This is a genomic window from Phyllobacterium sp. K27, from assembly GCF_054796155.1.
The window spans coordinates 635,981-657,497 of record NZ_JBTWND010000003.1 but is presented as its reverse complement, the minus strand read 5'-3'; the positions used below and the strand labels follow the sequence as shown (position 1 = coordinate 657,497).

Here is a 21,517-nt window from a genome sequence, read left to right as displayed (position 1 = left end):
TGGGAGTTGCACTGCCGGAAACACAAAAGGGAGGAAAACCATGAGCATGAATTTTGTTAAACCGACACGTCGGCAGTTTTTGGCGGGTTCGGCAGCACTTGGTGCTGCGAGTTTTACCGGCCTCAAGCTTGCATTTGCCAATGTGGACTGGAAGAAATATGCGGGCACAACGCTTGAAGTTAATCTGATCAAGAGCCCGCGTGGCGATATCCTGCAAAAATATCAGAAAGAATTTGAAGAATTGACCGGTATCAAGGTCAATTCGGAACAGACACCAGAGCAGCAGCAGCGCCAGAAAGCGGTTATCGAACTGACGTCAGGCAAGCCAAGCTTCGACGTTATCCATATCAGCTACCACGTTCAGAAACGGCAGTTCGAAAAGGGCGGCTGGCTTGCCGATCTCACGCCATTCCTGAAAGATCCAGGTCTCACCGAGCCTTCCCTTACCGAAAGCGATTTTGCAGAAGCTGGTCTTGCCTTCGCCAAGGACAAGAATGGCCGCTTCGGCGGACTTCCGTTCTCGGTCGATTATTGGATGATTTACTGGAACAAAGAACTCTTCGCGGCCAAGGGCGTCGAATATCCGACAACATTCGAAGAACTGGCTACGGCAGCCGAAACGCTTACCGACCGTGATAATGGCATTTACGGCTTTGTTGCCCGCGGAATGAAGAACGCCAATACGCCAGTGTGGGCCAGCCTGATGCTGGGCTATGGCAAAAGCACGGTCGAAGACGGCAAGCTGGAAACAGCCACGCAGGAATCGATTGATGCGGCAACGCTCTATCAGCGCTTGATGACAAAATCAGCCCCTCCTGGCGTTACCGGCTTTAACTGGGCTGAATGCCAATCGAGTTTCCTCCAGGGCAAAGTTGCCATGTGGCTTGATGGCATTGGTTTTGCTCCACCGCTGGAAGACCCGAAAAAGTCCCGCGTGGTTGGTAAAGTGGGTTATGGCCTCATGCCCAAGGGCCCGGTGGCGCAGGCTGCGGCAACTTTCGGTGATGGTATCGGTGTGACAGAGGGGTCGGCGAACAAGGAAGCAGCCTATCTTTATTGCCAATGGGCCATATCAAAAGAAATGGGTGCACGGTTGTTGCAGTCCGGCTCAGGCGTTCCGTTCCGCAATTCCATCGTCAATGATCCGGAAGTGATCAAGGGCGTTACAATGCCTCAGGAATGGGCAAAGGTCCTGTCCGAGTCCGCAAAAGTCAGCCAGCTCTGCCTTCCTGTTATCGTTCCTGTGACGGAGTTCCGCGATGTCATGGGTGTCGGGCTGACCAATATTATCGGGGGCGCCGATCCCGCGGAAGAAATGAAGCGGGTAACAGCAGAGTTTGAACCTATCCTCGCACGTAGCGAAGGCTGAGTATTATGAATGCGACCGTCCCGATCAGCGACATAGCGAAGCCGAAAGCCGGCAAAAACCGGCTGACGCCCAGTTATTGGCCATTCGTCATTCCGGCATTGGTCATAGTCGGGGCGGTCATCATATTCCCATGGGCGTTCACTTTGTGGATGAGCGTCAATGAATGGCATCTTGGCGGCGAGAAGAGTTACGTCGGCATGGCAAACTTCGTTCGCCTTGCCGGTGATACCCGGTTCTGGCAATCAATGAGCAACACTGTGCTCTATACGGTCTTGTCGGTTGTCGCTCCGCTTTTCCTTGGCACCATCGCTGCCTTGGTTTTTGACAGCAAGCTCCCCATGCGGGGGCTGTTACGCGGCATATTCGTCATGCCCATGATGGCCACTCCGGTGGCGGTCGCACTGGTTTGGACGATGATGTATCATCCGCAACTTGGCGTTCTGAATTACCTTCTGTCTCTTGTTGGAATCGGCCCGCAGGAATGGATATTCAACCAGAACACGGTCATACCGTCCCTTGTGCTGGTTGAAACCTGGCAGTGGACACCATTGGTCATGCTTATTGTTCTTGGCGGGCTTGCAGCCATGCCGCGCGATCCATTTGAGAGTGCCGAGATTGATGGCGCCAATGGCTGGCAGAAGTTTCGCTATATAACGCTGCCGATGATCCTGCCATTCATGATGGTCGCCGTGATCATCCGCTCCATTGATGCCCTGAAAAGCTTCGACATCATCTTCGCCATGACGCAGGGCGGACCGGGTACAGCCTCAGAGACGATCAACATCTATCTCTATAATGTTGCATTTGCCTATTACGATATAGGTTATGGCTCTGCGATAGCCGTCGTTTTCTTCATTGTAATCATCACCATGTCGCTCGCGCTGCTCTATCTGCGCCAGCGGACAAAGTGGAATAGTTGAGGAACGAAGATGGCACGTCGCAATCCTTTGAAAATACTCGGAACGGCCTTCGTCGTTTTCGTGATCGTATCGCCGGCAATCTTCTTCTTCCTGTGGATGCTTTCCTTGTCGCTGAAATATGAAATCGACAATGGAGCCTATCCACCGATCTTCATTCCGGAGCAATTTGCGTGGTCGAACTATACGGATATTTTCGCCACGAATGATTTCCTGAACTACTTCTGGAACAGCTTGCTGGTGACAGGCACTGCAACATTGCTTGCGCTGCTCGTCGGCGTACCTGCCGGTTATGGTATTGCCAGATTGCGCGCTGACAAATCTGCAATCGTCATCATGATTGCGCGCATGACGCCGGGTCTTTCCTACCTCATTCCACTTTTTCTTTTGTTCCAGACACTTGGTTTGCTTGGAACATTGTGGCCGCAGATCATCATTCATCTCGTCGTGACGGTGCCAATCGTTATCTGGATCATGATCGGCTATTTCGAAACGACGCCAATGGAGCTTGAAGAGGCTGCCATGATCGATGGGGCCACCTCGTGGCAAGTGTTCCGTATGGTCGCCCTGCCGATCGCCAGGCCCGGAGTGGTCGTAGCATTGATTTTGGCGGTTATCTTCTCCTGGAACAATTTCGTTTTCGGCATTGTGCTGGCAAGCCGGGAAACGAGAACCTTGCCTGTGGCCGTCTACAACATGTTGTCTTTTGAACAGGTCAGTTGGGGTCCGCTTGCCGCTGCCGCTTTCGTGGTGACGCTGCCTGTCTTGTTGCTGACGGTGTTTGCGCAACGTCAAATTATTGCCGGTCTGACTGCTGGTGCCGTCAAGGGCGGTTAACACATTAACGGAGTATCAAATGGCCACGGTTTCCATCAGGGACGTTAAGAAAACCTATGGCAATGTCGATGTTATGCACGGTGTCTCCGTTGATATCGATGATGGCGAGTTTGTCATTCTGGTTGGCCCATCAGGATGCGGTAAATCGACATTGCTGCGTATGATTGCCGGCCTTGAAGAAATTACAAGCGGTGAGATTTCCATTGGATCGCGCGTGGTCAATGACCTGCCTGCAAAGGAACGTGATATCGCAATGGTCTTTCAGAATTATGCGCTCTATCCGCATATGACCGTTGCCGATAATATGGGTTTCGCGTTGATGCTGAAGAAAGCGCCCAAAGAGGAAAAGGCCAGCCGCGTTGGCCGTGCGGCCGAAATCCTTGGGCTTGAAAAGCTGCTGGATCGCTTCCCACGTCAGCTTTCCGGTGGCCAACGCCAGCGTGTCGCCATGGGCCGCGCTATTGTACGTGATCCGCAGGTGTTCCTCTTCGATGAACCTCTGTCCAATCTCGATGCAAAGCTGCGTGTTCAGATGCGCAGTGAAATCAAAGGGCTGCATCAACGGCTGGGAACGACCATTGTTTATGTGACCCATGACCAGATCGAAGCCATGACAATGGCCGACAAGATTGTTGTGATGAAGGATGGATTGGTCGAGCAGGTGGGAACACCGCTGGATCTTTACGACTATCCCGCAAATCTTTTCGTTGCTGGTTTCATTGGTTCGCCCGCGATGAATTTCATCAAAGGCAATGTGAAAGAGGCCATCTTTCACACGCCAGATGGCATCCAATTGCCGCTGCCAAAAGGTGTATCATCCGGTCTGGAAACTGCCGCAATCTATGGTATCCGGCCCGAGCACATGAAGATCGCGGATCAGGGCATCAAGATCCATGTCGAGGTGGTCGAGCCAACCGGTTCCGAGATCATGGTCGTGGGCAAGCTTGGTGATCAGGAAATTTCCTGCCTCTTCCGGGATCGTTTGTCGATAAAGCGGGGTGATACTATTCAAGTATCAATCGATCCGAAAACCAGCCATTTGTTTGATGAGGTGAACGGCGTAAGGATGGACAACAGTCGCAAAAATTAGAGTCTGGACTTCTATGGACCACTCACGCCTTGGTGGCCCGATAGAGCGATGTACGACGGATTACACAGCGCCCGGAACGACGAGGACGAGCCAGGCAATTATAGTGCCGATAATGGCAATGAGAGCGCTGTAGATCAGAAGTTTCCGGAATTAGATCCCATGGGAAGTGAACAGCGGCCGGCGCTCTGGCAGAGTGGGGCTGCTTTAACCCACTCACTTCACAGGAGCCGCCGTCATGGAAACTGTAACTTCCCAAGCGCAAACACCGACCGCTATCCGAACTGATCTTGGCGCAATTTTCATTTCATTGGAACTCAGCCGCTCAACCTGGCGGATCACATCGCTGTCGCCGGGAAACGGCGAGAAGATGTCGAAGTACCCGGTGAGTGGCGGTGATGTGCCCGCATTGCTCGACCGTTTTGCTCAGCTCCAGGAGAAGGTGCGATCTCGTACGGGCAGTCAGTTTCCGATCGTGACAATCCAGGAAGCCGGGCTTGACGGCTTCTGGATCGATCGTGTGCTGAAGGCGAACGGGGTTGAAAGTTACGTCGTCGATCCAGCTTCGATTGCAATCTCGCGAAGGCGCCGGCGAGCGAAAAAAAGGGCATATTCTCTCCTAAGTTCTGCGCATAAGCCGTTTTTGTCCGTGAGGATCGCATAAGAGGCGATTTCGTCCGTGACGATTGCGTAAGAGCACCGTCGGAGAATTTGCTCCACATCTGGTATTCACAAGCGGCATCTCCCAAAGAGTAAGCACTTAGTCTTGTGTCCACCTGGGGGAAACGGAATAAGCCAGTTTCCCTTAGGATTTCAAGAACCGCACTGGTGGGTTCAATCGTGCCTAGAAGCGTATCGATCTCGGTCGCCTCGGGTGACTTTTGCCGCTTCTTGCGAGGACTCTTGTCTCCCAGCCGGCCTGTATTCAGATTCATAGATTGAGATGACCTGAACGAACACAGCCATTTGGGCCTCAAGGCTCGAAGGATGTGCCACTCATTGGAATTTCCATTGATCGGATTTGTCGTGTTCCAACTCAGATGATCGCATTTGCGTTGCCATCCTTGTCGATGAAGATCGTTTATTTTCATCTCATTGGCGCGGTGCTATATATATACCTATTAATCTTGTACGAAATGTCAATATTCTTGTATACAAGATAATAATTCTTGCATTTTATAGGGGCAGGCATGGCCGGGAACATCGTGCAAAGACTGAGAGATGAGATCGAAAATGGAATTGTAACCAACCAGTACTCGCCAGGTGAAAGGCTGGATGAAATGCAACTGGCCAAGCGTTTTGGCGTATCCAGAACTCCTGTGCGGGAGGCGTTAATGCAGTTGAGCGCCATTGGTCTGATTGAGATCAGAGCGCGCCGTGGTGCAGTCGTCATTGATCCTGCCCCCCACCGCATTTATGAAATGTTCGAAGTTATGGCGGAGCTGGAAGGTATGGCCGGGTCTTTGGCCGCACGCCGTCATACGGATGCGGATCGTGCAGAGTTGTTGGCCGCGCATGCAAAATGCGAACGATCAGCTAGTGCAGAAGACAGCGATACCTATTATTATGACAATGAGCTTTTTCATCATGCTGTCTATGCGGCCAGCCATAGTGGTTTCCTGATTGAACAATGCACGGCACTTCATCGCCGTCTCCGTCCTTACCGCCGTCTGCAACTGCGGGTACGTAACCGTATGAAGACTTCTTTTAATGAACACTCAGCTATCGTGGATGCCATCTTGTCGGGTGAAACGGAAATCGCACGCAACCTTTTACGCCAGCATATTGCTGTGCAAGGTGATCGTTTCAGCGATCTTGTTGCAACCCTTGCTCAACGTGAGGCGGAACGGCAATAGCGTCAGGCTTCTGAATTTGATCTTTTTGACGAAAGCTCGGCAGCGACCTTCAATACCAATTCTTCAGGAATCGCAACTGTAATATCTTCCACATCGTCTACGGTCTCGGTATCGGCAATACGGATCGGGTTATGCGTTCTGGACAATGTTGTGATCAGGCGCCGCGGAATCGCGGGGATCAAGTATCGTTTGACGCACTCGACCAGCACAGCGCGCTTGTCTGGAGCAAACTTGCCCAGCTTTTCCCGTAAGAGATGGCCGAACATATTGCCATCCGCAAATCCATACCGGCTGGCAAGGTCAAAAGCGTGAAGTCTGTATTCAATGTGAGTCATTGGATTTTCCTTCAAACGTGTTGCACAACCATAATGGCATAAAGGCATGACTTCAATGCGACGGAACCGTGTGATTGTTGAGAATCCGGAAATAATGTTCAGCGTGCTGATAAAAATTCTCGGCCTCAACGAGATTTCCGGAACGCGCTGCTGCCTGGGCTTGACCAAGATAGCTCTCATAATTCAGTTTTGAACTTCGATTGCCGGCGAGCGGCAATTGCGAACGGTTTTTCCGTAGTGATCTAATGTTGTTGTTCTTGTCTATTTTATTGCTGAGCCGTTTTGCGGCTCCCTCCTGATTGTACATTTCTCTGTGGTCTTTCGCGGTCCTCGAGCGATCAGTCGATCTGCTCGGCGACAATCCGGCGAAGCTCATCCCGGGTGAATCCCGACGATTGTTGCTCGCATTCACGATCCTGCGATTTTGAGTTTGTATGATTGCGATAAAGATGGGGCCCTTTGAGTAGGGCGGAACCGTCGTTGTTTTCGATAATAATGTGCATTCTAAATCCATTGGCCGCGCAGAAAACCGCGCAGCGTTGTTTGTTGAAATATGTCGATGTAAACAGAACTCTGGACAGCTATTGCAGATGAACGAAGGTCATCGAAGCTTCCGAGAATTACCCGCGCTCCGTTGAGCTGCGGTATTGCCCGGTTAACCGGGTCGACGAAGCGTATATGGGGTGTACTTAAAGTTTATCAAGAGGCGCGACAGAAGGCAGCTCCAGCGAACGCGGCGCTGGAGCATTGTCAGTCGTTTCCTGCGTTACTTCTTTCCGTATCCGCCGCCGGTCGGCGTCGTGACGATAAAAGCCTCTCCGGGCTCCAGAACTGTATGGGCGCAACCGCCGAGCTGTTCGATTGTTCCGTCATTCCGACGCACGGCATTTTCGCCCAACTGTCCCGGTTCGCCGCCATTCAAGCCAAAAGGGGCAATGCGCCGGTGTCCGGAAAGTATCGCAAAGTCGAGTTTTCTTTGCGCTCGAATAGTTCGTTTTGTACCATTGCCAGCAGACCATTTTCCTTTGCCGCCTGAATCTGCACGGATGTGAAAATCCTCTAGCACAACGGGGAAGCGGGTTTCCAGAATTTCCGGGTCTGTCAGGCGCGAATTTGTCATGTGGGTGTGAATTGCATCCGCACCATTGTAACCTGGACCGGCCGGCGCTCCGGAACATATGGTCTCGTAATACTGATACTCGTCATTGCCAAAGGTGAGATTGTTCATTGTGCCTTGTGCCGCCGCCTGCGCGCCCACAGCTCCAAACAGGCAATTGGTCACGGCTTGGCTGACCTCCACATTGCCTGCAACAACTGCCGCGGGGTATTCGGGAGAAAGCATCGTGCCGTCCGGAACGATAATGCGGATCGGACGCAGACAGCCGGCATTCATGGGGATATTGCTTTGTACGAGCGTGCGAAAAACATAGAGCACAGCAGCGCGTGTAACAGGGCGGGGGGCGTTGAAATTGTCGGCCCTCTGACTTGAGGTGCCGGTAAAATCAACCGTTACTTCACGCGCTGATTTGTCGACAGAGATGTTGACGACAATGCTGCACCCTTGATCCATCTCATAGGTAAAGCTGCCGTCCTGAAGCTGGTCGAGAACCCGCCGCACGCTTTCAGCGGCATTGTCCTGAACATGGCCCATATAGGCCTCAACAACATCTTCACCAAAATGGGCGATCATTTTGCGAAGCTCGGCCACGCCCTTTTCATTGGCGGCTACCTGAGCCTTCAGATCATTGACGTTTTGCACGAGCGTACGCACCGGATATGTGGCGCCGGTCAATAGAGCCGCCAGTTCATCCTCGCAAAAACGCCCCCGATCCAGTAGCTTGAAGTTGTCAATATAGACACCTTCCTCTTCGATCGTCGTCGCCAAGGGCGACATGGAGCCCGGTGCAATGCCGCCAATATCGGCATGGTGTCCCCGACTTGCCACCCAGAAGCGGATCGTCTGCCCAGCGTCATCAAAGACCGGTGTGCACACAGTCAGATCGGGAAGGTGCGTGCCGCCATTATAGGGCGCGTTTATCAGGAAAACATCGCCCGGATGGATTGTGGGATTTTCACGGATTGCTGCGGCCACCGACGCATCCATTGAACCAAGGTGCACCGGCATATGCGGAGCATTGGCCACAAGATTGCCTTCGGCATCGAAAACCGCGCAGGAAAAATCCAGCCGCTCCTTGATATTGACGGAATAAGCGGTGTTCTGCAGTGTCACACCCATCTGCTCGGCAATCGACATGAACAGATTGTTGAATATTTCCAGCATCACCGGGTCGGCTTTCGTCCCGATGGCAACCTGACTGGGCAATGCTTTGATGCGCTTGAGAACAATATGGTTCTTTGCTGTCAGTTCAGCCTGCCAGCCATCTTCAATGATTACGGTTTGGTTCGGTTCGATGATAATAGCGGGACCCGTCAGTCGTTGGCCCGGTTTCATCTCGTCGCGTAAAATCACGGGCGCATCGTAAGCCTTGCCCTGTGAAAATATGCGATTGTGCCTGTTGGCCTGTGGCTCGCCTGTTGTTTGAGTCTCGACGGCCCTCTCGGATTGTTCGCTGCCACCGCCGACGGTTTCAACCTCGACTGCTTCGATAACCAGAGCCTTGTTTTCAGCGACGAAACCGAAGCGACGTTTGTGCAGAATCTCAAATTCCTGGCGCAATCGTGCCGCACTGTCGTGTGCTGGAAAAGTTGCCTCTACACTGAGCACTGTATCCGTACCCGCATAGCGAATATGCGCGCGGACAAAACTGGTGACCGCTTCGCGTGCAATTCCTTGTGTTTCAAGCTCCGCGATACACTCGCGCTCCAGTTCCTCGCCCATCATGGCAAGTTGGGCAGGAGCATCATCATCCAATGGAATGCCAAGTGCCTTTTGGCGCGTTGCTCTTATATCCGCAAGGCCCATCCCATAGGCCGAGAGCAGACCTGACATGGGGTGAACGAGAATGCTCTTCATACCGAGCGCGTCGGCGACAAGACAGGCATGCTGACCACCCGCGCCGCCAAAGCAACTCAAGGCATAGCGGGTTACATCATATCCACGCTGCACTGAAATCTTCTTGATGGCTTCGACCATATTGGCAACGGCAATACGTATGAAGCCGTCGGCCACGTCTTCGGCGCTTCGGCCATCGCCAATTCTTTCGGCAAGCTGCGTAAAGCGGTCATGCACGACGTCGATATCGAGAGGTTCATCTTGACCCGGACCAAAGATGGGCGGGAAGAATTCAGGGATCAGCTTGCCCACCATGACGTTTGCATCTGTGACGGCGAGCGGCCCGCCATTGCGATAGCAGGCGGGGCCGGGATTAGCACCGGCCGAATCCGGTCCGACGCTGAACCGGCCATTATCGAAATGCAGGATGGAGCCACCACCGGCAGCCACAGTGTGGATGAGCATCATTGGGGCCCGCACCCTCACGCCCGCAACTTCCGTTTCGAATGCTCTTTCATATATGCCATCAAAATGGGCCACATCGGTTGACGTGCCGCCCATGTCAAAGCCGATGACATTATCGAAACCCGCCTCCATGCCCGTCTTGGCAAGACCGACAACGCCTCCGGCGGGACCTGACAGTATGGCGTCCTTGCCCTGAAACATGTCAGCAGCAGTCAATCCGCCGGATGACATCATAAACATGACGCGTGCTCCGGTACGGGCCACATCAAGCTCCCGGGAAACCTGCTCCACATAACGGCGCAAGACAGGAGAAAGATAAGCATCGATGACCGTGGTATCGCCGCGTCCAACCAGTTTGATCAAGGGCGAGACTTCGTGACTGACGGAGACCTGCGAGAAGCCGATGTCCCGGGCAATGACGGCAATTGCAGCTTCATGTTCTGGAAATTTATAGGCATGCATGAAGGCAATGGCGAGCGCGTCATATCCTTCATCCTTCAATGCTTTCAGAGCGTTATAGACTTCATCTGTGCTGAGGGGAATTTCGATTGTCCCGTCGGCGAGCACGCGTTCATTGATCTCCAAAACCTGATCATACAGGGCTTCTGCCTTGATGATCTCGGTTGCAAAGATATTTTTTCGTTCTTGATAGCCAATGCGCAACGCGTCTCTGAAACCTTTGGTCGTGACAAGTGCCAGACGCTCACCCTTGCGTTCGAGCAGAGCATTCGTTGCGACGGTCGTGCCCATGCGAACTTCGCCGATAAGGCCCGTTGGAATAGCGTTGTCCGGCTTTAACCCCAGGTGCTGTCGAATGCCATGCACAGCCGCATCGCTATAAGCTTGCGGATTCTCGGACAGGACTTTCCGGGCATGTAACGTTCCTGCCGGGTCACGACCGATTACGTCGGTAAAAGTGCCGCCACGATCTACCCAGAAATCCCAGCTTCCCATGCTCTTTTCCCCTCTATCGGCTCGCCACACTCGCAAACGCAGCTCACTACACTGATAATATATCGATAAAATGATGATATAAAATTGTTAAGGTGGAGGCAAGCAGAATGAAGCTTGAGCCGCAGGTACAAGCTAGGTCTCCAAAGAAAGACGACAGATAGGGGATCATAGGCCTGTTCGCGCGATGCACAGATACACGAGCGGTTGTTGTCTTTACATCAACGACCAATGCGCGCCCCGCAGAGCACTCATTTTAATACCGCTGCGTTTATTCTCAGGCGCCAGCATGCGCTGCAACTACGCTTTGAGGCCCATATGGCACGTATTGCAGCGCTCAATCGCTATTATTGCTCAGGTTTGGCTGTCTGCCAGAATTCTATCGACAACGTGTTCGAGCGACTGCTGCCACTCGGGAGCGCGCCACCCAAAAGTGTCAAATAAGCGATCAGTCGATAATTGAGAGTTTAAAGGTCGTGTTGCTTTTGTAGGATAGTCGGCAGTCGATATCCCCGTTACCTCTGCATACGGCCCATTGCGTGCTTGGCTATCTTTGAAAATTTGCTCCGCAAAACCGCTCCAATTTGTGCTTCCTGTTCCCGTCAGATGATAGATACCAAAATTGTTAAATGAGGGATCAGCTTGGAGCCGTTCTGCTATATGCAATATTGCATCGGCTATATCCAATGCTGAAGTGGGATTCCCCCATTGATCCGAAACGACTGACAACTGATCTCGTGTTTCAGCGAGGCGCAGCATTGTCTTGACGAAATTCTTGCCAAACGGACTATAGACCCATGCTGTTCTTAAGATAAAATGGCGCTCGTTTGCTTGGATAACACCCAACTCACCGTCAAGCTTGGTTTGCCCATAAACGCTTCTTGGCCCAGTTGCGTCTTCTTCTTTGTAAGGCTTGTCGCCTTCACCTGAAAACACATAGTCAGTGGAAAGGTGGATAATCGGAGCATTAACCTTTGCTGCCGCCTTCGAAACGGCGGCGGCTCCGGCTGTATTTATTGCTGATGCCAGTTCAGGTTCGTCTTCGGCTTGATCGACGGCAGTATAAGCGGCGGCAGAAACCACGAGATCTGGCGATGCATCCGCAATCGCTTCGAATATCGTGTCTGGTTGCGCAAGATCGAGTTTTGGACGTCCCAGCGTAATAAGCTCGATAGAGGGATGTAAAGCCGCTCTCTCCATCAGGCTGAGGACGACCTGTCCCTCGTGCCCGGTAACAACGACTTTCATACCGCACTCTTTACTGGTGTTGAACCGAGCCGCTCACCTGCATAGCGTTCGCCGCGAATAGGCTGCCACCACCAATCATTGTCCAGATACCATTGAATGGTTCGCTCGAGTCCTGTCTGGAACGTTTCTGACGGCGACCAGCCAAGTTCCCGCTCGATCTTTGTTGCGTCGATGGCATAGCGGCGATCATGGCCCGGCCGGTCGCTTACAAAGCTGATCAAGTCTCGATATCGTCCGCCATTGGCACGTGGTCGTTTCTTGTCGAGTATGTCGCAGATTGTTTCAACAACGCTTAAGTTTGTCTGTTCGGCCCGGCCACCAATATTATAGCTCTCTCCTGGTTTGCCTTTTGTGACGACCAGTTCCAGCGCACGTGCATGATCCTCGACGTAAAGCCAATCGCGGACATTTGCTCCGGTGCCGTAAACCGGAAGAGGCCTACCGTCCAGGGCGTTGAGGATCACAAGCGGGATCAGCTTTTCCGGGAAATGGAACGGACCGTAATTGTTTGAACAATTGGATAGGACGACCGGCAGGCCATACGTCTCATGCCAAGCGCGGACCAAATGGTCTGATGCAGCTTTTGATGCCGAGTAGGGCGAAGAAGGGGCGTAGGGTGTTTCTTCAGTAAAGATCCCACTGTCGAAAGGCAGATCGCCAAAGACCTCATCGGTAGAAATATGGTGGAACCGAAATGCGGACTTTACCGGCTCCGGCAATTCGCGCCAATAGGTCAGCGCTGCATTGAGCATGCGGAACGTACCGATAATGTTTGTTTCAATAAAGGCTGCTGGCCCATCTATAGAACGATCGACGTGACTTTCCGCAGCAAGATGCATGATAGCATCTATTTTTTCGTCACGTAGAATACTGAGGATCGTTGCATCATCGCAGATGTCTGCCTGGACAAAGCTGTAATTCGGATAATTCTCGATCTGGCGCAGTGAAGTAAGATTTCCGGCATAGGTCAGCTTGTCGACATTCACGACCCGGTTTTGCGGGTTGGCTGCAAGTTGCCTGCACACTGCAGAGCCAATAAAGCCGGCGCCGCCGGTAACAAGAATATTCATCAACCAAATTGCTCCTTAAGGGAAAATGTCAGCGCTATCGAGCATGGGGGCGTTACGGTCTTTATCGGACAGCTGTAGGGCAGACTTTTCGAAAGGCCATGTCACACCAATTGACGGATCATCAAATCGTAGCGATCTGTCATGATCGGGAGAATAATAATCTGTCACCTTGTAGACCACCTCAGTGTTCTCTTCCAACGTCACAAAACCGTGGGCAAAGCCCTTTGGAACCAATATCTGGTTCCATTTCTTCGCAGAGACTTCCAAAGATAGCCACTTCATGAATGTCGGGGAGCTTTTTCGAATATCAACCACGACATCCAGAATAGAGCCTTTGACAACACGTACGAGTTTGTCTTGAGCACGGGGCGGTAACTGGTAATGCAAGCCGCGCAGTACACCCTTAGCGGCTGATAAGGAATGGTTGTCTTGGACGAATTGCAAGGGAATGCCTGCTTCAGCAAAACTTTGCGCGTTGTATGTTTCCGAGAAAAATCCGCGATCATCACCGAATTTTTTGGGCAGAATTTCCAGAACGCCTTCAAGTGCCAGAGGCTTTACTTCGATCATTATTTGCCGACCTCTTCAGCTCTACGGCGCAGATAGGTTGCATATTCGGTTTTGCCCATCCTTGTTGCTCTCTCGAGAACTTGATCGGCGCTGACCCATCCCCATTCCAAACCTATTTCTTCCGGACATGCAATCTTGATGCCTTGCCGATGTTCAATCGTTCTCACAAATGACGATGCTTCATGCAGGCTGTCATGGGTACCGGTATCAAGCCAAGCATATCCTCGGCCCAATTGCTGCACGCGTAAATCGCCACGTTCGAGATAAATATTATTAACACTCGTGATCTCAAGCTCGCCTCGTTCGGACGGCTTGATGGAACGGGCGATGTCGACGACTTCATTGTCGTAAAAGTAAAGGCCAGTGACTGCCCAGCTGGATTTTGGCTTTGCCGGTTTTTCCTCGATAGAGAGGGCCCTGCCGGTCGCCTTGTCAAACTCTACAACGCCATATCGCTGAGGATCCTCTACGTGATAAGCAAAAACGGTGCCTCCCTTTTCACCAGCCGATGCGATCTGGCAAAGCTTCGACAGGCCATCGCCAAAATAAATATTATCGCCGAGAATCATGGCAACGCTGTCATTGCCGATAAACTCACGTCCGATAATAAATGCCTCTGCCAAACCGTTTGGCTGCGGCTGTTCGGCATAAGAAAAGCTGACACCAAAATCCGACCCATCGCCTAACAATTTTTGAAATAGCGGCAGATCATGTGGCGTCGAGATGATGAGAATTTCCCGTATTCCGGCGAGCATTAATACGCTTAACGGATAATAGATCATGGGTTTGTCATAGATCGGCAACATTTGCTTGGAGACGGCAATCGTCAGCGGATAAAGGCGAGTACCGCTTCCGCCTGCCAGAATAATACCCTTCATTCAATGCTTCCTTATTACCATCATGACAACCGCCATTCGATTGGAATTGCTGCAGACATTTGGCGGCAACAGCGATACATGTCAATCTTTAGTCCTATTTCGGTTTCCTTTGCACAGCGCCATCTGATAGCTAACCCTTTAGTGCAACTTTAAGTGAAAATTATCAAAATGCGGGTTGATAGTCAGTCTGTCACGGGAATTATCGTAACCTATAATCCTGATCTGGATGGCTTGAAAAGTCTGCTCGAGGCGGTAATTCCCCAAGTGGGAAAGCTCATCATCGTCGATAATGGAAGTAAGCAGGACCTGAACAACTGGATAGCTTCCCGGTATTCAACTGTTGATTTTGAGGAGCTTGATAAAAATTTCGGAATAGCCAAGGCCCAGAATGTTGGTATCGCAAAAGCTGAAACCCATGGCGCCGAATATGTGCTTCTGCTTGATCAGGATAGCATGCCTGCGGAAGATATGGTCTCCATGCTTTTGAGTGCCGCCAAGGCACAGATGGCAAAAGGCATTCGACTGGCCTGTGTAGGTCCTCGATATGAGGACCCCCGGCAGAAAAATCCACCGCCTTTCATCAAAGTTACAGGTCTGCGACTCGAACGTCAGATCTGTACAGAAGCTGATTCGATAGTGGAGGTGGACTACCTGATCGCTTCGGGTTGCCTCATTCCTCTGTCGACACTTGATGATGTTGGCGGGATGCGAGAAGAACTTTTCATTGACTATGTTGATATTGAATGGGGATTGCGAGCAAGACAGATGGGCTACCAGTCTTATGGTGTATGCAGCGCCCGCATGAAGCATGATTTGGGGGACAATCCCAAACTTTTCCTGGGCAGGTACATACCCGTACACAGCCCACTGCGGCATTACTATCATTTCAGAAATGCAGTCTGGCTTTATCGTCAGCAATGGCTGCACTTAAATTGGAAAATGGTTGATATGGCCCGTTTGGTAAGAAAATTTGTATTCTATAGTTTGATCACAGCCCCCAGGGCTGAGCATGCAAAGATGATGACTCTTGGTATCTGGCATGGTTTGACAGGGAAAATGGGAAAGAAAACCGGTTAATGGCTGTGAGTGAACTTCCCAACGCTGAGACATATGAACTGACCGTTGCCATTGTCATATTCAAGCCTGACCAGGAAACGGTCCTGAAAACCATCCGAAGCTTGCAGCAAGCGCTTCAATTTATTGGCTTGACGAGGGTCAAGATATTCCTGATCGATAACACTCCGGTGGTTTCCAGCTATGGCTGGTTGTTGGAAGCAATGGAGGGGTTGTCCTTCAAGATCATAAACGGACAGGGAAATGTTGGGTTTGGCAGGGCAAACAACATTGTAGCAAATGCCGTTGGAAAATATCATTTAATACTGAACCCTGATGTTGAAATGGAACGGGAGGCACTCGCAAATGCAATTACGTTCATGGAAGCTCACAACAATTGTGGGCTTCTGACTCCACAAGCATTCAATTCCGACGGAACGAGACAATATCTTTGCAAAAGATATCCGTCGGTGCTTGATATTTTGCTTCGCGGGTTTGCCCCGCGTGGCGTCAAGCAGCTATTCGCAACACGCTTGGACCGTTACGAAATGCGTGATCAGATTGGCGATGTCGTTTTTTGGGACCCTCCAATAGTGAGTGGTTGCTTCATGTTTTTCCGTGGCGATGTTTTTAAAAAGCTAGGCGGTTTTGATCCTCGTTATCTGCTCTACTTCGAAGATTTTGATATATCGTTGCGAGCGGCAAAATTTGCCCGAATCGCTTATGTGCCGGAAGTTCGAATCATTCATGAAGGCGGGAATGCATCGCGGAAGGGATGGTGGCACATTTGGCAATTTGCCCGCTCTGCGCGCGTGTTTTTTTGGGCCCATCTATTAAAGCTTACTTAGCTCAATTAGCACCGCACTTCACTGATCACAGTATTATGGATGGCCGATCTTGGCTGCTATAGAGGAAACCGATTGCCATCGCTGCGAATGTTCGGCTTCAGGATCCAAAACTATTTGGACGGCGTGGCCTTCAGGGGAGAATTTGTTCGTTGTCTAGCTTGTCATGGTGCCACTTTCTCAAAAGCTGATAGCCTTTGGCAAACTCGACGCGGTTCAGTCCATGTAAGCACAATCCCCGTAGATGAGTGACATTGCAACAATTGCCTAGAAGGTCTAGTTCGTTTATGACGACCTGCAAGACCAACCGGATTGAAATATGTATGTCGAGCTTATCAGCGAAGCTAACAACGTCGCCTGAGACCATGCCGGCGGGGCCAAGGGTTTTTAATAATGTCGACCCCTCGATAAATTGGGACGATTTGATTAAGAATTCCCAGTTTAATGATGTGGCGCTGGTATCAATTGTCATCTGCGTGTATGGCAGGATGGATCTAACAGAACAGTGTTTGAATTCGCTTTATGCGAATGATGAGCGTATTTCGTTCGAAATTATAGTTGTGAATAACGGCAGTGACCCTGATACCAAAGAAAGACTGGATTGGTGGGCATTCCAACACAATAATCTAAGCGTTATTCATAACACGAAGAACCTTAATTTTGCGCTGGGATGTAATGTCGGTTTTTCGTTCAGTCGTGGCGCTTACGTTGTCTTTTTGAACAACGACACGCAAGTTTGTCCGGGCTGGTTGGACGCTCTTATTGCCCCCCTTGACGACCCTTTTATAAAGGGGGCACAGCCGAAGCTACTGTATCCTGATGGGACTATACAAGGGGCAGGATTGGTATTCCAACAGCACTCTCCGCTGGCCTATCCAATCTATGCCAATAAGGACGGCGATTATCCACCAGCCAATAAATCTCGGACGTTTAAAGCTATAACAGCGGCTTGCATCGCAATCCGCGCTCAAGACTTTGCAACTGCACGCGGCTTTGACACTGAATTTATTAACGGGCAAGAAGATGTAGATCTTTGTCTGCGGTTGGGTCAGGGGGCTGCATGTTACCAGTATGTTCCTCAGTCTGTCGTCATACATCACGAAGGCAAAACGGTCGGGAGAGGAAACAATGTCGAACGCAACAGAAAGATATTCTTAGCGCGGTGGGGAGAAACTGCCCTCGCGGATGATACGAAATATTATTCGGAAGATCGAATTGTCGCTTCCAATTATGAACCTGACGTACAGAAATGGGTGGAAAAAGGTTATGCGAACTGGCTGCCCAAGTCACTTGATGCGCCTGTGCCAGATAAAATATTGGCGGCAATGCGCAGAGTATTCTCAAATGATTCAACTGAACTTGATCCGGTAATTGCTCAGCTGTTGAATGAAATTAGTGACTTAAATACGCTGCTTCTCAAGGAGAAAAAGCAAGCAAGTAACAATGAGAAAAAGCCGAATTCTGCTGTGGAGGCGGTATCATTACCAAGCACTGATAAGAGGATCGAGGAATTAAGGCAGGCCAATCTCGCTCTACTACAGTCCACCTCTTGGCGGATTACAAAGCCGCTTAGAGATTCTCATGCTTTGGCGGCAAGGCTCGTAAGATTATGCAAAAAAATTGGGTACTGGGCTTCAACACCTGAACTTACGAGAGCACGGATACGCATTGTAATTAACAAGTTGCGCAACCGCCTGGCGAAAACAACAACTCCGGGGGGGGGTATTATACCTGAAGCGTCCGCTGTCTCTGTAGTGAAGGCGCAATTTTCTTCTTATAAGAATCGTCCAATTCAGCCAAATGTTTCGACTGCGATAATTATTCCAATTTACAACGCCGCTGATGAACTCAGGACATGTATCGATTCCGTTATTCGGCATACACATCGATCCCTGAATCTGATCTTGATAAATGATTGTAGTCCGGACCCTGCGGTGACGGAAGTTCTTTCCCTGTATCAGGATACACAGGGCATCACCATTATTCATAATGAGACCAATCTGGGTTTCACACGTACGGTCAATAGAGGCATCGAAGAGGCTGGTAGCGCTGATGTTGTCTTGCTCAATTCGGACACGATCGTTACACCGCATTGGCTGAGAAACTTAAAGCTGGCGGCCTATTCGGAAGACAAAATTGCGACAGCAACACCTTTCTCAAACAACGCCGGTGCGTTTTCAGCACCTGTGGTTGGCAAGGAAAATTTTATTCCGAGTTCGATGAGTTTGGACGATTGCGCGCGACTTATTTCGAATCTGAGTGAGCGGGCTTATCCAAAGGTTCCAACAGGACACGGATTTTGCATGTATGTCCGTCGTGATTGCCTTAATCAGATCGGTGCACTCGATTTCGAAGCCTTCCCGCGAGGATATGGTGAGGAAAATGATCTTTGCATGAGAGCTGGACGGGCCGGATGGAAACATGTGGTCGACGACGCCACTCTTGTATATCATGTGCGATCAGCAAGCTTTGGTACTGAGAAAAATCAACTAATGATAAATGGGCGAGCCAAGCTTGACGAGCGCTATCCCGAGTACGACCAAGCAATACGGGTTTTCCATGGCAGTGCACTAAAAAGGGCTAGGGCTCGGGTCCAAGATGCTTTTAACACACCAAATGAATTACTACCTGTGCGCCCCAGAGTCCTTTTTGTCATTTCCACTGTTAGCGGAGGGACCCCGCAGACTAACAAAGATTTGATGTCAGCATTAAGTGATCGCTACGAACCTTTTTTGTTGCGATGTGATTCACGGGTAATAGAACTTTCTCAAATTACCGGAGAGGGTGTAGTATCACTTGAGAAGATACCCCTCAAGAATAGAATGAGGCCGTTTCCTCACACCTCGGATGAATATGACGAAATTGTCCGGAACTTGCTCATTCAAAAAAATATAGAGATGGTCCACATTCGGCATATTGGGTGGCACGGTTTGGGGTTAACTTCTGTTTGCCAAAGTCTGTCCATACCTACTGTATTTTCATTCCACGACTTTTATACGATATGCCCGAATGTCAAGCTTCTTGATGAAAACTTGAAGCATTGTGGTGGAGTTTGCACAGCCACACCTGGGCAATGTCACGCAGAACTATGGGACCAAGACACCATTCCACCACTGAAGAATGAAGCTATTTTTGAGTGGCAAAATTCTATGAATAGAATGTTGGCAATGTGTGATGCGTATATTACCACCTCAAAAGGCGCCCGGGATCAGATTGCCAATATTTATCCAGAAACCATGCAGAAGCCATTTTATGTAATTCCGCACGGAAGAGATTTGCAGTTTCATGACTTGGCGCAATGGCCAACTAGTGGTGATCCAAAGGTAAGAATTCTTGTTCCAGGAAATATTGTCCCATCAAAAGGTTCCTATCTGATCGAAGCAGTAAGGGACTTAGACGTTGAGAATTTGTTTGAGTTTCATATTCTCGGGTATACCACTATTCCGAGAGGTCGAAACATTGTCCGACACGGCCGTTATCTTCGAGAAGATTTTATGGAGAAGGTCAGTAGAATCAAGCCTCATCTTGGCGCTATATTTTCTATCTGGCCGGAGACGTTTTGTCATACTCTTACGGAAATGTGGTCGTGCGGAATTCCTGTTGTCGCGCTTGATTTTGGGGCAGTTGGGGAGCGATTAAAAGACAGTGGCGCCGGCTGGACCTTTGACAGGCAAGACCCGGCCTACGTTTATCGCAGATTGCTAGAAATCGTTGATAACAGGAATGCATATGCGGATAAGCACGACGCTGTAATAAACTGGCAGAACGACACCGGCCGAACGAATACAACGAAAGCCATGGCGACACCTTACGATCAAGTATATCGCGCTGCCATGACGGGTTCCCGGTTGACCAATGAGATTTTCAAACTGTGATCCGTAGACCCCGTGGACATTAAGGCAAAAACCGCTCATTTTAGCCCAGCTTAGTAAATCTACTATAGTAGTTTGACTCGGGGGGATACAGTGAAAGATAGTTTGTCCAAAAGACCAGATTCGGAACCGACATTTTATCATAGCGATAGAATTGTGAAAGTTGGATCCACGCAAGTCGTCACCAGCTATCTTCCCAATTATCAATTCGCCGGATCGTACATTAATAACTTTCACGAGTATCTCGGTAATTGTAAGATGAACGGAAGTATCATCGACATTGGGGTGCCCGGCTGGCTCCGAAAACAAGATGCGCTGAAATTGTATGAACTCGGGTACTTTGCTCACGGTGACATTTTAGAGTTTGGAACAAATAGAGGCTTGTCTGCTTATATACTTGCGAAGTCGATTATTGCGTCAGGCCGCGACGCAAAGGTGCTGACGATGGAGCTTTCCTCGGAACTTTCACAAGTATCCAAAGATAATCTACGGCGCGAAAATGTGGTGGACCAAGTGGAATTCAGAGTGGGTGATGCAAATGCCACTTGCCTTCACCTCTTTGAAGAGGGGAGGCGCTTTGGAATGGCGTTTGTGGATCACTCGCATGCTTATGAACATGTGGCAAGCGCTTGTAGGCGTGTGAATGAACTTCTAACCGTTGGTTCATTTTGTGTATTTCATGATTATGCCGATAGTAGGAATAGTGGCCGACGAGGCATTGGTGAAAGCCCTGAGGAATATGGAGTTATAGCTGGTATAGAAGATGGGCTTGATCCATTGTTTTTCGACTTTATTGGGACGTATGGCTGCTGTGGGGTATTTAGAAAAGTTAAATGATTTGTGACTCTATCGAGTGCAGGGACGCGCTGCAACCGGGTTTGCCGGAGATTCAAACTTATGAGAGATTAGAGAGCCAATATGAGCAAGACAACGAACAAGTTTTCACTTGAAGTCCGTGATTGAGCTGTTCGTGTGGTGCTGGATCACGAAGCCGAAACCCATCCCGAGGGCTGGAGTATCATCATATTTCGTAATGGCGGAGCTCACCCACTTCTTCAAACGATGATCACCGCGAGATGTTTCGGGCCGAGCTGCGGGCTGGTACCGATTGCCCGTCAACCTACTACGAAAACGCTGCTAAACGCCTGGATGTGGATCCTGTTGATCCGCACCCGCAGCGATATCGGCCTGAAGATAGAGATCCAATATCA

The 21,517-nt window shown here is 50.3% G+C and carries 17 protein-coding genes and 2 pseudogenes; 11 read left to right on the top strand and 8 right to left on the bottom strand.

From position 1 onward, the window contains the following. Positions 1-40 precede the first annotated feature (40 nt). The 6 genes and pseudogenes from ACYJL1_RS20970 to ACYJL1_RS20945 all read left to right on the top strand — a co-directional run bounded on the left by ACYJL1_RS20970 (position 41) and on the right by ACYJL1_RS20945 (position 6,066). Complete coding sequence (locus ACYJL1_RS20970; RefSeq protein WP_460899053.1) at positions 41-1,369, top strand: ABC transporter substrate-binding protein; 1,329 nt, start codon at positions 41-43, stop codon at positions 1,367-1,369. Between the two features lie 5 nt (positions 1,370-1,374). After that, positions 1,375-2,289, top strand: coding sequence for a carbohydrate ABC transporter permease (locus tag ACYJL1_RS20965; protein WP_460899052.1), 915 nt, complete (start codon positions 1,375-1,377; stop codon positions 2,287-2,289). A 9-nt stretch (positions 2,290-2,298) separates the two neighbouring features. Beyond that, entirely contained in the window at positions 2,299-3,123 is an 825-nt protein-coding gene (locus ACYJL1_RS20960) for a carbohydrate ABC transporter permease (RefSeq protein ID WP_460899051.1), read from the top strand. A 19-nt stretch (positions 3,124-3,142) separates the two neighbouring features. Further along, positions 3,143-4,213 (top strand): ABC transporter ATP-binding protein, encoded by a 1,071-nt coding sequence (locus ACYJL1_RS20955; protein WP_460899050.1) that lies wholly within the window; start codon positions 3,143-3,145, stop codon positions 4,211-4,213. 235 nt (positions 4,214-4,448) lie between these two features. Further along, positions 4,449-4,811, top strand: a pseudogene (locus tag ACYJL1_RS20950) (IS110 family transposase); the annotation flags it as partial. A 589-nt stretch (positions 4,812-5,400) separates the two neighbouring features. Continuing rightward, a complete protein-coding gene (locus tag ACYJL1_RS20945) occupies positions 5,401-6,066 on the top strand; it encodes a GntR family transcriptional regulator (protein WP_460899049.1) in 666 nt (221 codons plus the stop codon). Positions 6,067-6,068: 2 nt separating this feature from the next. Here the strand turns inward: ACYJL1_RS20945 and ACYJL1_RS20940 are convergent, their stop codons facing one another. The 8 genes from ACYJL1_RS20940 to rfbA all read right to left on the bottom strand — a co-directional run bounded on the left by ACYJL1_RS20940 (position 6,069) and on the right by rfbA (position 14,536). Then, positions 6,069-6,401: a hypothetical protein gene (locus ACYJL1_RS20940; protein ID WP_460899048.1), complete on the bottom strand. Its 333-nt coding sequence runs from the start codon at positions 6,399-6,401 to the stop codon at positions 6,069-6,071. 52 nt (positions 6,402-6,453) lie between these two features. After that, positions 6,454-6,708 (bottom strand): DUF4167 domain-containing protein, encoded by a 255-nt coding sequence (locus ACYJL1_RS20935; protein ID WP_460899047.1) that lies wholly within the window; start codon positions 6,706-6,708, stop codon positions 6,454-6,456. Positions 6,709-6,739: 31 nt separating this feature from the next. After that, on the bottom strand, positions 6,740-6,904 hold the full coding sequence (locus ACYJL1_RS20930; RefSeq protein ID WP_460899046.1) for a hypothetical protein: 165 nt from the start codon (positions 6,902-6,904) through the stop codon (positions 6,740-6,742). A 263-nt stretch (positions 6,905-7,167) separates the two neighbouring features. Next, the gene (locus ACYJL1_RS20925) at positions 7,168-10,773 is read right to left on the bottom strand and encodes a hydantoinase B/oxoprolinase family protein (RefSeq protein WP_460899045.1); all 3,606 of its coding nucleotides are present in this window, start codon (positions 10,771-10,773) and stop codon (positions 7,168-7,170) included. 351 nt (positions 10,774-11,124) lie between these two features. After that, positions 11,125-12,018, bottom strand: a complete 894-nt coding sequence (rfbD, locus tag ACYJL1_RS20920; protein WP_460899044.1) for a dTDP-4-dehydrorhamnose reductase — start codon at positions 12,016-12,018, stop codon at positions 11,125-11,127. Next, on the bottom strand, positions 12,015-13,088 hold the full coding sequence (gene rfbB / locus ACYJL1_RS20915; RefSeq protein WP_460899043.1) for a dTDP-glucose 4,6-dehydratase: 1,074 nt from the start codon (positions 13,086-13,088) through the stop codon (positions 12,015-12,017). The genes rfbD and rfbB overlap by 4 nt, the downstream gene beginning before the upstream one ends. A 15-nt stretch (positions 13,089-13,103) precedes the next feature. Continuing rightward, a complete protein-coding gene (rfbC, locus tag ACYJL1_RS20910) occupies positions 13,104-13,658 on the bottom strand; it encodes a dTDP-4-dehydrorhamnose 3,5-epimerase (protein WP_460899042.1) in 555 nt (184 codons plus the stop codon). Continuing rightward, a complete protein-coding gene (gene rfbA / locus ACYJL1_RS20905) occupies positions 13,658-14,536 on the bottom strand; it encodes a glucose-1-phosphate thymidylyltransferase RfbA (protein ID WP_460899041.1) in 879 nt (292 codons plus the stop codon). The genes rfbC and rfbA overlap by 1 nt, the downstream gene beginning before the upstream one ends. A 153-nt stretch (positions 14,537-14,689) precedes the next feature. Here rfbA and ACYJL1_RS20900 point away from each other — a divergent pair, with 153 nt between their 5' ends. From ACYJL1_RS20900 to ACYJL1_RS20880, 5 genes and pseudogenes are all read left to right on the top strand, one after another. Continuing rightward, positions 14,690-15,613 (top strand): glycosyltransferase family 2 protein, encoded by a 924-nt coding sequence (locus ACYJL1_RS20900; protein ID WP_460899039.1) that lies wholly within the window; start codon positions 14,690-14,692, stop codon positions 15,611-15,613. Next, complete coding sequence (locus ACYJL1_RS20895; protein ID WP_460899037.1) at positions 15,613-16,437, top strand: glycosyltransferase; 825 nt, start codon at positions 15,613-15,615, stop codon at positions 16,435-16,437. The genes ACYJL1_RS20900 and ACYJL1_RS20895 overlap by 1 nt, the downstream gene beginning before the upstream one ends. Positions 16,438-16,757: 320 nt before the next feature. Beyond that, positions 16,758-20,309, top strand: a complete 3,552-nt coding sequence (locus ACYJL1_RS20890) for a glycosyltransferase (protein WP_460899035.1) — start codon at positions 16,758-16,760, stop codon at positions 20,307-20,309. Positions 20,310-20,399: 90 nt separating this feature from the next. Further along, positions 20,400-21,143 (top strand): O-methyltransferase, encoded by a 744-nt coding sequence (locus ACYJL1_RS20885; protein ID WP_460899033.1) that lies wholly within the window; start codon positions 20,400-20,402, stop codon positions 21,141-21,143. A 189-nt stretch (positions 21,144-21,332) separates the two neighbouring features. Beyond that, positions 21,333-21,512, top strand: a pseudogene (locus ACYJL1_RS20880) (IS3 family transposase); the annotation flags it as partial. Between the last annotated feature and the right edge of the window lie 5 nt (positions 21,513-21,517).